General features: G+C 37.1%; 11 protein-coding genes and 1 pseudogene. All 12 read right to left on the bottom strand.

Annotated features, from left to right (window positions below; all coding sequences use genetic code 11):
- Window positions 1–2: 2 nt before the first annotated feature.
- The gene (locus tag ACVAMZ_RS01960; protein ID WP_049495979.1) at window positions 3–674 is read right to left on the bottom strand and encodes a YggS family pyridoxal phosphate-dependent enzyme; all 672 of its coding nucleotides are present in this window, start codon (window positions 672–674) and stop codon (window positions 3–5) included.
- Window positions 675–679: 5 nt separating this feature from the next.
- Window positions 680–1,933, bottom strand: a complete 1,254-nt coding sequence (ftsZ, locus tag ACVAMZ_RS01955) for a cell division protein FtsZ (protein WP_461684884.1) — start codon at window positions 1,931–1,933, stop codon at window positions 680–682.
- A gap of 16 nt (window positions 1,934–1,949) precedes the next feature.
- The gene (locus ACVAMZ_RS01950) at window positions 1,950–2,150 is read right to left on the bottom strand and encodes a cell division protein FtsA C-terminal domain-containing protein (RefSeq protein ID WP_461685167.1); all 201 of its coding nucleotides are present in this window, start codon (window positions 2,148–2,150) and stop codon (window positions 1,950–1,952) included.
- Window positions 2,126–3,317 (bottom strand): annotated as a pseudogene (gene ftsA, locus ACVAMZ_RS01945) (cell division protein FtsA); the annotation flags it as partial. The pseudogene ftsA and the gene ACVAMZ_RS01950, both read right to left, overlap by 25 nt.
- Window positions 3,318–3,712: 395 nt before the next feature.
- The gene (locus ACVAMZ_RS01940; RefSeq protein WP_461684883.1) at window positions 3,713–4,768 is read right to left on the bottom strand and encodes a galactofuranosyltransferase; all 1,056 of its coding nucleotides are present in this window, start codon (window positions 4,766–4,768) and stop codon (window positions 3,713–3,715) included.
- A gap of 15 nt (window positions 4,769–4,783) precedes the next feature.
- Window positions 4,784–5,881: a UDP-galactopyranose mutase gene (gene glf, locus ACVAMZ_RS01935; RefSeq protein WP_461684882.1), complete on the bottom strand. Its 1,098-nt coding sequence runs from the start codon at window positions 5,879–5,881 to the stop codon at window positions 4,784–4,786.
- A 126-nt stretch (window positions 5,882–6,007) separates the two neighbouring features.
- Window positions 6,008–7,156 carry a polysaccharide polymerase gene (locus tag ACVAMZ_RS01930; protein WP_195184117.1) on the bottom strand — a complete coding sequence of 383 codons (1,149 nt, stop codon included), beginning with the start codon at window positions 7,154–7,156 and terminating at the stop codon, window positions 6,008–6,010.
- A gap of 217 nt (window positions 7,157–7,373) precedes the next feature.
- The gene (locus ACVAMZ_RS01925; RefSeq protein WP_195184118.1) at window positions 7,374–8,789 is read right to left on the bottom strand and encodes a flippase; all 1,416 of its coding nucleotides are present in this window, start codon (window positions 8,787–8,789) and stop codon (window positions 7,374–7,376) included.
- Between the two features lie 6 nt (window positions 8,790–8,795).
- Window positions 8,796–9,761 carry a glycosyltransferase family 2 protein gene (locus ACVAMZ_RS01920; protein WP_195184119.1) on the bottom strand — a complete coding sequence of 322 codons (966 nt, stop codon included), beginning with the start codon at window positions 9,759–9,761 and terminating at the stop codon, window positions 8,796–8,798.
- Between the two features lie 5 nt (window positions 9,762–9,766).
- A complete protein-coding gene (gene wecB / locus ACVAMZ_RS01915) occupies window positions 9,767–10,855 on the bottom strand; it encodes a non-hydrolyzing UDP-N-acetylglucosamine 2-epimerase (protein ID WP_414272939.1) in 1,089 nt (362 codons plus the stop codon).
- A complete protein-coding gene (locus ACVAMZ_RS01910) occupies window positions 10,852–11,937 on the bottom strand; it encodes a glycosyltransferase family 4 protein (protein WP_461684881.1) in 1,086 nt (361 codons plus the stop codon). The genes wecB and ACVAMZ_RS01910 overlap by 4 nt, the downstream gene beginning before the upstream one ends.
- On the bottom strand, window positions 11,912–12,634 hold the full coding sequence (locus ACVAMZ_RS01905) for a WecB/TagA/CpsF family glycosyltransferase (RefSeq protein WP_461685166.1): 723 nt from the start codon (window positions 12,632–12,634) through the stop codon (window positions 11,912–11,914). Before ACVAMZ_RS01905 ends, ACVAMZ_RS01910 begins: the two co-directional genes overlap by 26 nt.
- Window positions 12,635–12,653: the final 19 nt, after the last annotated feature.

Here is a 12,653-nt window from a genome sequence, read left to right as displayed (position 1 = left end):
TCCTATTTAAAAAATGCTGTACCAATTCGAACAAAAGTTGAGCCACACTGAATCGCTTCTTTATAGTCACGGCTCATTCCCATACTTAGTTCTGTCATTGGCATATTGGGGAATTGTTGTTCACGAATGTATTGTTGCAACTCTTGCGTTTCTTTAAAAATTTTTTGCAACTCTTCTGTTTGGGCCTCAAAGGGAGCCATGGTCATGAGACCAACATACTCGATTTGATCCAAGCTAGACAAGTCTGGCAAGACTGTCAATAGTTCCTCTTTTGAAAAACCATGCTTGCTTTCCTCTCCAGAAATATTGACCTGCAAAAAACATTTAACTGTTCGATCGGCACGTTTTTGAATCTCTTGGGCTAATTTCAAAGAATCTAAAGCGTGAAAATAATCAACAAAAGGAATAACATCCTTGACTTTTCTTCTTTGTAAGCTACCAATCAAGTGCCAAGTAACATCTTTATCACTTAAAGCATGATATTTTTCAAGAAATTTGTCAACACGGTTTTCACCGATGTGTTTGACTCCTTGGTCAATCAAATTTGCTGCAGTTGCAATATCAACATATTTTGTTACGGCAATTACAGAAACCGAACCGTCTTCACGGCCGGTTTCTTGAATTGCTTTTGTAACCTGTTGAAATACCTGATTTGTATTTTCTTTTAAATCCATCTCTATTAACGGTTTTTAAAGAATGGTGGTGTTTCCAACTCGTCTTCGTCAGAAGCTGGTGTTTCAAAACGCTCAACTGGAGATACGACTGATTCACCTTGACGAACAATTGAATCACGTCTCAAGTCCCAGTCACCAAAAGCTGATGTTTTAGGTGCTTCAGTATGACGTTGTGAAGGAGTTGGAAGTTCAGCTGTTTCTGCCAAATCAAAATGACGATCATAAGTGTGAGTATGACCAGATTTTACTGGTTCACGGAATGACGCTTGTCTTGGTTGTGGCGCTACAACTTTGTCGACTGTATCTTGACGAACTCCAGTAGCAACAACCGTTACACGGATTTCATCTTTCATTGATTCATCAATAGAAGTACCGAGCCAGATGTTTACGCCATGTCCAGCAGCTTGATTGACGATTTCAGAAGCTTCTTCTGCTTCAATCAAAGTCATATCCAAACCACCAGTTACGTTAACGATAACATCTTCTGCTCCATCAATAGTTGTTTCAAGAAGTGGTGAGTAGATAGCTTTACGAGCCGCTTCAATAACGCGTTCTTCTCCGCTACCGATACCAATACCCATAAGGGCATTTCCTTTATTGGCCATTACTGTCTTCACGTCTGCGAAGTCCAAGTTGATCAAACCAGGATTTGTAATCAAATCTGTAATCCCTTGAACACCTTGACGAAGAACGTTATCTGCTTCAGACAAAGCTTCAAGAAGTGGCGTTTTCTTGTCAACAATTTCTAATAAGTTGTTGTTTGAGATAATCAAGAGAGTATCAACATGTTCGCGAAGTTCGTTGATCCCTTGCACTGCGAATTGGCCACGTTTGCTTCCTTCGAAACCGAATGGACGTGTCACAACACCGACAGTCAAAGCACCTAAACCTTTAGCGATACGAGCGATAACTGGTGCAGCACCTGTACCAGAACCACCACCCATACCAGCAGTGATGAAGACCATATCTGCACCACTGATAGCTTCAGTAATTACTTCTTCGCTTTCTTCAGCAGCCTTACGACCAACTTCAGGCTGTCCTCCAGCACCAAGTCCGCGAGTTAATTTTGGACCAAGTTGGATAACTGTTTCAGCTTTTGTACTGCTCAAGGCTTGTACATCTGTGTTGGCTGCGATGAACTCAACACCTGAAACGCCTTCGTCAACCATGCGGTTAATGGCGTTTCCACCGCCACCACCGACACCAATTACTTTAATTACTGCACCTTGTGCTGCTGCTGTATCAAATGAAAATGTCATATTTTATTCCTCTATCCTATTCATCAAACATGCTTCCGATTAAGCTACGGAATCGCTCAGTCAATTTTGGTTTTTCTTCTGATTGAGTTGAAGTTGCTGAGTCAGCAGCATAAGTTGGTTCTGCTGATTCAGTTGAAGTTGTACCAAACACTGAACGTTGAGAAGCTGCAGGTTTTTCCTGACTTGAAGTTCTGAAGTCAATTGGTTGTTGACGCAAAACTTGATCTCCTCTGATAGCTCTTTGAGCCAAAACATTAATTTCTGTAAGGCTTCCAGCGAATTCAGACAAACTAATTACATGAGCAAATGCAGGATTGCGGATACCCACTTGGTTTGGAACATAAAGTTTCACACGAACTCCAAGTACTTCCTGGGCAAGCTCAACGATACCTGGTAGAATAGCATTTCCACCAATCAGAGCAATACCACCTGGCAAGTCCAACAGATGTCTTCTTTCCAAATCTTGTTTGATTTGTTCAAAGATATGTTTTAATCTAGCTGAAATAATTTGAGCCAAGTATTCTTCTGTAACTTCAACAGGTTCTACTTCACCAATCACTTCAACTTGGAAAGTTTCTTTACTTGCAAGTTGCGGATAAGCTTCACCGTAGTTGAGCTTCAAACCTTCTGCAATCTTCTTAGAAGTTTTAAGAACTTTTGAAATGTCTTTCGTGACGTAATCGCCACCTTCTTGGTAAACATTTGTGTATTGAAGCTCTTGATTACGGATAGTAGCAACACTTGTTTGGCCACCACCCATATCAATAACAGTCGCTCCAAACTCACGTTCGCCTTCGTTAAGAACAGAGTTTACAATTGCAAGTGGTGAAATAATCACGTTATCGACTTGAACTCCAACACGTTCTACAGTTTTACGAAGGTTGTGAAGAATGGTTCTTGGACCTGTATAGAGAAGTCCACGCATTTCCAACCGAACACCCATCATACCACGAGGGTCACGAATACCTTGGAAACCGTCTACTACAAATTCTTCTGGCACAAACGTAATCACTTCACGATCAGGTGTCATGCTCTTAGTCAAAGCTGATTTGACAACATTCTCGACATCTTGATCTGTAATTTCTTTTGTATCTGATGTTACAGGAATCATTCCTTGAGTTGGTTCCACTTGCAACAAGTTTGCTGGAAGTCCAACATTTACTGATTTGATTGAAATCCCTGCTTTTTCTTCTGCTTGAGAAATAGCAGATTTGATAGCCGTCGCTGCGGCCTCGATGTCAACGATAATCCCATCCTTGACACCTTTACTTTTGGCGTTACTAACACCGATTACATTTACTTCACCATCTACAAGCTCAGCAACTAACACCTTAATTGAGCTTGTTCCAATATCTAAGCCTGTAAAGAAACCATTTCTAGTCATTACATTGCGTCCTCTCTATCTTCCAAGTTTCACACTTTGATTTTTTAACAGCTACAAGAAGGCATAGCTATTCACAGAATATTATATCACAAAAATCCGATTCGTGCCTAATTTTTTGTGATTTTATCGAAGGTTTTTCATTAAATTTATTTTAATATTCCATTACAAGTCCCTCTTTTTTATTTTTTTTATAAAAAACAGTGTGAAAATGTCAGGAAAGCTGAAAAATGCGATGTAATCCATTATATTTTTCCAAGCATTTTCATGCCAAGTTCATTTCAATTTTACGTTAAGATGAAACACTTAAATTGTCCCTAAAAATAGATCACTTCTTTTTTAACTTTTATACTAGAATGATTAACTTTGTAACAAAAATAAGAAGTCAAAAAGACTTCTTATTTTATTAACTTTTTAAGAGCACTGATTAGATAAAAACCATCTCGTATTTTTTTACCAATTTTTTTTGCATTAGCAACCAATTCTTGATAATCTGCATCTGATAGATTTTCGATCGTGTTTTTTAAATTATGAAGCGATTCTACTGCAATCCCACAGCCATTCTCAAGCACAAAACGAGACAAGGCAGACTGTTTCCACACTATAAGCGGGAATCCAGATGCTAAATAAAGGGATGCCTTGTGAGAATTGTTATAACGGAGGTACTCTCCGAATACACCACTACATGTCTCAGCACTATCCCCATCCCAGACTAGTCCAAAACCACCCTCAAGGGCTGCAGGAAGCTCATCTGGTAGAAAAGAACCAAAGTAGGTCTCATTCGCAAGAGCTCTGCTCTCGTCAAAACCTACACCATAGAGGTTATAGGCTGGCGCTTCTGGAAGAGTATAAAGATAACCGGCTTTTTCCTGGGCCAAATTACCTGCCACAATCATCGGCTGGTCTTTTGTTTGACCGCTCTTCTCTTGGAAATCTGGAATCAGATAGTCGAAAATGCCTAGGCTAACAATCTTATCTCCCTCAATTCCCTTATCCACTAAAACAGATTTCATAACCGGGTTGTGGGCAATCACTCCATCAGCTATCTTCAACAAACTTGATTCTTGAAGATGAACTCGAATCTTATGTTTTAAAGGTACTGTATCCAAATTAGCATATCGTAAAGCTTCCAAATCATGGATAATAAAGTAAACTTTCACCCCTCTCCGCTGGATTTTTCTTACCAAGCGAGTGGTGAAAAAACTATGGTGGAGCATGGGAAATTGAATCAATAATTGATCCCCTGATTTCAACTGAGAGAAAGCTTGAGCTAGAGCTTTCGCCTTGTGTTGTTGGGCTTTAACGGTTCCCATATGATACCAATCATCAACTGTTAACAACAAAGGTTGATAACCTTCTCGTTTGACGATCTCCTCGACATCATTTCTAGCCTTATTCCCGGCGTTTCGAGCGCCAGAATCTTTTAAAAATTCTTCTTTTAGAAAATACTTCATGAATCACTGTTTCTTTCAATCAAATTCATTTGCTACGACTTCCAAAGCACGCTCAATAACCACATGCATATCGTAGTATTTATAGTCTGCTAGGCGTCCACAGAAGATGACCTTGTCATTTTTGGCTGCCTCTTCTTGGTACTTAGCAAACATGGCATTGTTCTTTTCATCGTTGATTGGGTAATATGGTTCGTCTCCACGTTTCCAATCGGCTGGGTACTCACGTGTGATAACTGTCTTAGGTTGTGTACCATACTCAAAGTGCTTATGCTCAATGATACGAGTATAAGGAATCTCACGCTCTGTGTAGTTGACCACGGCATTTCCTTGATGATTTTCTTCATCCAAGACTTCGTGTTCAAAACGAAGACTACGATATTCCAACTCACCATGTTTGTAGTCAAAGTACTGATCAATCATCCCTGTAAAGACAACTTTATCAGCTGATTTTTCCAGCTCTTCACGATTAGCAAAGAAATCAACCCCAAGTTCTACTTCTACATCGCCCAACATGTTTTCGATGATGACATTGTAGCCACCGATTGGAATCCCTTGGTAACGGTCGTTAAAGTAGTTGTTATCAAAGGTCAAACGCACTGGAAGGCGCTTGATGATAAACGGAGGAAGGTCTGTTGCAGAACGTCCCCATTGCTTTTCTGTATAGCCCTTGATCAATTTTTCATAGATATCCGGACCAATCAACTTGATAGCTTGTTCTTCCAAGTTCTTAGGCTCAATATCTTTCATGTCAGCCGTTTGCTCTGCAATCTTATCCTTGACTTCTTGTGGTGTCTTAGTTCCCCACATAGCGTAGAAGGTATTCATGTTGAAAGGAAGATTGTAGAGGTTGCCCTTGTAGTTAGCCACTGGTGAGTTGATATAGTTATTGAATTCAGCGAACTGGTTCACATAGTCCCACACTTTTTTGTTAGAAGTATGGAAAATGTGGGCACCATACTTGTGGACATTTATGTCTTCAACATTTTCACAGTAGATATTTCCACCGATGTGATTACGCTTGTCAATCACTTTTACTTTTTTGCCACGTTTTGTAGCTTCGTGTGCAAAGATTGCTCCAGACAAACCTGCTCCAACGATTAAATAGTCATACATATTAAAACTCCGTTAATAAACTCTACAATTTCTTATTAATGCCGACTCAGGATCAGCAAAGGTTAGTTACTTTTTTAGAAAGGTATCATTTCATGTATTAGACCCGCCTAAAATTTTGTACTAGAGCTAAGTCTCATTTGATGCAACAATATCATTTGATTCTTTTTTGCTAAAGGTATTTGTTGTAAATAGCAAAAACATGAATATATTATATGTAGGAACAAACCAAAAGGCTTCAATCATACAGTTAAAAGCAATCAATGATAAAATCGCAACGAATAAATATTGACCATCCTTATACTGTTTTCTCGAGGCGACAACATAAATTACGATCAATAGGACTACAGGAACTATTCCATATGTAAACAACATCTGCACATAAGAAGAATCCACATAGTTATACCCAATTACAGATTCTGTTTTTCCACCTGATCCGATAAATTGAACGTTTCTAGTCCCAAATAGATGCACTTCAAATGTAGTAAATGCATTCCTGCCTAGAGCCAGCCTTCCCGTAATTAATTTGTTTATCGATACTAAAAATGGATCAGACCATGAAAACTTGTATGATAAATAGGTAACAACTGAAGCGAATACAACAGCCGAATAAGGTAGCAAGGCAAATATTTTTAATTTTTTCCCCTTGCTATAATAAAAATATGTAAAAATAACTGTCGCTAACAAGATTGACAAAGCATTTAAACGTGCATCACAGTATTTTATAATAAAAGCTGATAGCAAGAAGCCAAACAGAGTTCTGGACCATATCAATTTATCTTTTAAAAGATAAGAAATTGCTATAAATAGATAGAAGCAATGTGATGCAAAGTCGGTAGGATAAATAAACCCAAACGAATTTCGAATAACACCCGCACGATTATATTGCAGGTTAGGAACAATGCCAACCAGCGATAAAAGAAAAACTCCAACTACAAGAACACCAGCTACAATTACATAGTTCCTCAAAACTACTTTCATATCCACATTAACCAAGAGGACTAGTAGCAGCGAATAGACTAGAAAATTAAGCCTATTCGTTTGAAAATACACTAAAATCCCCGAAAGCAACAATAGAATAGAAAATATTAGATATTTGTATGAGACCCGCATTTTATGTAAAAAACGAAGCCCTAAAAGCAATACAACTAAAAATAGGAAATTTAGTTTAACTTGAAAAAAAGTCCTATCCAGCATCGTAGTTGATATGGTATTAAAAAACACCACTACAGATACAACAATGCTGACTAGTAAGTTTTCAAATTTAATTTTTATCATATTTTTTGAAAAAGAATCATACAGGGTGAATTATAAGAAAAAGAAATATCGAATTGAATGAGAAAAATAGTATTTCTTTAATCCCCTAGTTCACTTATACTCTTCTATCCTCCCTTTCCTAACTATTTAATCAACCAAAGCGAATTTAATCTTTACAAGAGTTTATTTCACAATAAAACTATAAGCTACTGAGATCTCTTATTTATTCCATACAATGTCACTTATTCAATAACTGCCGTTTCAACTCTTTTGGACTAATTACTTTTAAGAATAGTATTTGAGAAATGTAAATCACCGCTCCTATTACAGCAAATACCATAACATTTATAACAGGCGTAAAATTCACTGTAGTTTTTACAACGAATAGTACACCGTACATGAGAGCTGATGCTCCTATAATTTTAACTGTCGAAGCAAGAAAAGGCACTTCCTTTAAATAGTTTCTTGTAAAATATAGTTGAATAGCCCATACTAAAGCTTCTGTTAATACAGAAACAATGGCTGCTCCGATGTAACCTAATTTAGGTAGTAATAATAAATTTAAACCGACACTCACAATAGCTGGAATTGTTGTCGAAATCATAAATTCTTTATTTTTATTATGTGGAATCAATATTTGAATACCCATAATATTTGTCCAACCAATAAAGAACATTCTAAAAATCATAATTGCTATCGCATACTTAGCATCTTGGAAATCCTGTCCTAAGAAAAATTGGACGAAATCATCATTAACAATCAACACTCCTGCAATGATAGGAAAAATGACTAAATTGTATATTAAGAAAGACATCTGATGCATTTTGTTTACAGCCTTGTGATCTCCAGTAGATAGGAGATTGGCAACACGAGGAAGCATCACACTTCCTAATGAAGTCACTAGTGTAAGCAAAATATTGACCAATTTTAAGGCTTGGTCGTAAATCCCGACGTCTTTAGTTGAAGCTAATGTTCCTAGCATAGTACGATCCAAAGTAACATATAGCGAAATAGCTATTTGAGGCAAAAACAAGAGAATAACTGGTTTCAAGTGTTGTTTAGCATAGGTCCAATCAAAATGTGGTTTCCCGATAAATTCTCTAGCTGGCAACCACATGCTCAACTGCCCCAGCAACTCAAATATAGTCAACAAAAAAACATATAAATATAAATCGTTTGCTGATTTAACAAACAAGAAAATCGAAATAACACCTACAAGTTTGACAGTAATATTTCTAACCGTTATCTTACGAAAGTCTTCCAATCCTTGGAAGAGCCAGGAGATATCCATCCCCTTAGATACCAAGCTCAATCCCAAAATATATGCAACTGGATTCTGCATAAATGAAAAAGAGAGACACACGATAATGTATAAGGTGATTGAAAGGATTGTGGCACCAAGTTGCAAGGTATATATGCCCCAAAAGTTTTTCCCGATATCCTTCCTATGGCCTGAAATTTCTTTTGTTCCGTAGTTGGCAACACCTAAAGTAGCTAAAAGAATAAAGTAGGTAACAATTGAATTAAAGTAGCCGTATATCCCTAAATCATTTGAGCTAAATACCCGGGTCACATAAGGTGTCGTTATAATTGGAAGAATTATGACTAGTAGTTGGTAAGAGAGATTATATGCATAATTTTTTAAAACCTTCATTCTTACCTAACCCATCTTCTCTCTAATTTTTTCATACAGTTTTGGAGAAACCAAAAGCATCAAGTATTTCACTTTATTTTTCCCTGTTGTATTTGGATTAGGAATAATATCGTTAAAATATCTAGTGTATTCTTTTCTGATTTTATTGACATCCAAATACATATCTGAACTGAGCATAGCATGGACAACATGTAGACCATTAAAGACGTAGCGGACATTTAAAGCTCTTCTCATTTCCTTATCATTAGGATAGTCTCGTTCGATATAACTTCTATTCCATTCCATGGCCTTGTAAAAATCTAAGAGACGTTCACTGTACTTCGAATTAACAGTACTGCCCATGCGTCGGTAGTATTTATAAACACTTCTATACCCAACCGCAATTTCAGTACAGTAATGAATATGCTCGTAAGCCATCGCTAAATCTTCGTATATCATTCCCTCTGGATAAGGATACTGAAGTAAAATCTCTTTCTTATAGAGTTTACCACCTGGATGTGTTCCAACACTATTTCCGTAAAACATACGAACAAGGCCTGTATAACGATCTAATTTCTCACTATTTTCAAGAGAAATGTCGTCAGTATTCAATTCTGTTTGATAATTTCGTACTTCAACAATTGACGTGACGACTAAATCGACTACGTATTTATCTCTCAAAGCAACTAAATACTCGACGGCTTTTAAATCGTAATAATCATCAGAATCTAAAAACATAATCCAATCAGAAGATGATGCTTGGACTCCAATATTTCTGGCACGAGATTGACCTCCATTATCAATATGAAGTACTTTAATACGCTCATCTTCTCGAGCATATTGGTCACAAATTTCTCCTGAAGAATCTGTAGAACCATCATCTACCAGTATAATTTCTATATTTTTATAGGTCTGTTGTCGTAGACTTTCTACACAATAACTCAGGCAGTCTTCAACATTGTACACAGGTACAACAATAGAAACCTTATCCATTATCCCTATCCTTCCAAAATAATATCGACGATTCTTTCACAAGCTTTTCCATCTCCGTATGGGTTGCTAGCCTTACTCATCTTGTTATATTCTGTTTGGTTTTCTAAAAGAAGTTTAAAATTAGAGTAAATATTTTCTTCGTCCGTACCCACTAATTTCAATGTTCCAGCAGCAATCCCCTCCGGACGCTCTGTTGTATCTCGCATGACTAAAACAGGCTTCCCTAAGGATGGAGCCTCTTCCTGCACACCACCAGAATCTGTTAAAATCATGTAGCTTTGGTTCATGAAATTATGGAAATCGATGACTTCTAAAGGTTCAATAATTTTCATGCGTTCATTATCCCCAAATACTTTACTGGCCAACTCTCGAACCTTAGGGTTTTTATGAATTGGGTATACAACCTTAACATCTTCAAATTCATTTAAAATACGGTTAACAGCATTAAACATATGCTCCATTGGTTGCCCAAGATTTTCACGTCTGTGAGCTGTCAACATAATCAACTTACTGTCCTTAGCCCATTCTAAAATTGGGTGGTCATAATTTTCCTGGACAGTTGTCTTCAAAGCATCAATAACGGTATTACCTGTTACAAAAATATTCTCTCTTCCTTCTTTTAGCAGATTTTCCTTTGCAACTTCTGTCGGGGCGAAATTATAATCTGCAATAATGGAAGTGGTTTGGCGGTTGAATTCTTCAGGGAACGGACTTTGAAGATTATAAGTTCGCAAACCTGCTTCCACATGCCCAACCTTGATACCCATATAAAATGCAGCTAAAGCCGTAGCAAAAGTCGTAGTTGTATCACCGTGAACAAGAACGATATCAGGATTTTCTTGTTCAAGCACAGCTTGAATCTTATCTAGAATACTAGTCGTAATTGTAAAGAGAGTTTGATTGGCCTTCATAATCCCCAAATCATAATCTGGAACGACCTTAAAGACATCTAAAACTTGCTCCAGCATTTCCTTATGTTGTCCAGTTACACAGACAATAGTCTTGATTGAATCATTTTCCTTCAACTCATTTACTAACGGACACATTTTGATTGCTTCTGGACGTGTCCCAAAAACCAACATTACTTTTTTCATTTTGGTTCTCCCTGTATTTCTCTATACAATGCTCGATAGTTTTCCAAAAACATAGGATAACTAAATCTGTTTTCATAGTCTTTTTTTGCTTGGCTAGCAAGTTCCTGTCTTAGTGTTGCATCTGTAGCTAATTTATCAATAGCAGATGCTAGAGCAGCAGGGTCTTTTGCTGGGACTAAAACCCCATTTTTATTTGTTACAACTTCGTTTAATCCCGGTATATCCGTCGCAACTAAGGTTTTACTATTCATAAATGCCTCAATGGCAACTAAACCAAATCCTTCAAATACTGAAGGCAAAACACAAAAATCAAAACTATTGATACATTCGACGATATCCTTGCGATATCCTAAAAAAATTACCGAATCTTGAAGATTTAGTTCTTTAACCTTGTTTTCCAACTCTTCTCGAAGCTCACCTTCACCAACGATAAATAATCGAATATCCTTAATAGTCAGTAAAGACATAGCATCAAGGAGATAAGTCAAGCCTTTTTGCTCAGATAACCTAGCAATACAGCCAAGTTTAATCCCACCATAACTGATAATCTCATCGACCTGGTCATCCGTTTCTTTTAAAACGACTCCATTATAAATAACCCTGCTATCAGTAATACCTACATCTTCTTTTAAGTTTTTATTTACAGCTTCTCCCACTGCCACACTTTTAGCATTTTTTAAAGCAAATCCATATAGAGGCAGTTTATCTTTAAAGACATTGTGGGCTGTATAAACGTGTATCAATTTTGGATGAACAAGTTTTAATAAACGGATATAAAAAGCAGCCATCCGATGATGAGTATGAACTATTGTTATCCCTTTTTGTTTGATAATCTGGTGAATGCTAAAGAGAAGCTTTAATACTGTCAAAGGATTTTTACTATCGATATCTAAAATTTTATGATGTTGAATCCCTTGAGTAGCAAGCTCACTCTCCCAAAGCCCACCAGTAGACGCCACATGGACACTATCAAACTCATCTTTCAAGTCCGTACTCAACTGGTAGACAATTCGTTCCGCACCACCGATATCCATGGTACGTGAAATATGTAAAATATTATTTTTTCGACTTCCGTTTTTCATCTAAAACTCGCTTAATAAAAGTGACATTTCCTACGAAATACCGTTTAAAGAGGCGTTTCGGTTCATTTGCCACGCGGAACAACCACTCAAGATTTGATTTTTGCATCCAGAGAGGCGCTCGTTGGATATGACCAGACAGGACGTCAAAACTACCTCCAACTCCCATAAATACCGAATTTACACCATGATCCATGAACTTTTGGATAATGTATTCTTTCTTAGGAGAAGTAATCCCGACAAAAACAAAATCCGGATTTTTTGCTCGAATATCTTCTTGAATACCATATTCATCTTCTTCAGAAAAATAACCATTACGATGTCCAAGGACTCGTAAATTTGGATAATCTTTCTTAAAGATTTCCAACATATCTATTAAAACTTCTTCCTTGGCACCAAAAAAATAAACCGAATATGACTTTTCATTGGCTAAATGGAGCAACTTTTGCATCAAATCAATCCCAGCAACTCTCTCAGGAACTTGATAACCCAAAAAGCGAGAAGCTAGAACAACTGAAGCTCCATCTGCATTAATGATTTCAGAATCGTTCACTATCTTTTTAATAGATTCATCTGTCTGACATTGATTAATTTTGTCTGCGTTCACCCCCATTAGATGGAGTGGGCGTTGCTCAAGAACAAATTTTTCAACAGCTTGGACAGTTTCGTCCATTGTTAAGGGGTCAATTCTGACCCCCATTAAATTAAAACTATTCAAT

The organism is Streptococcus sp. KHUD_017 (genome assembly GCF_054861245.1).
Note: the sequence above shows the minus strand (reverse complement) of the source record. Positions and strands in the feature narration are given on the sequence as shown.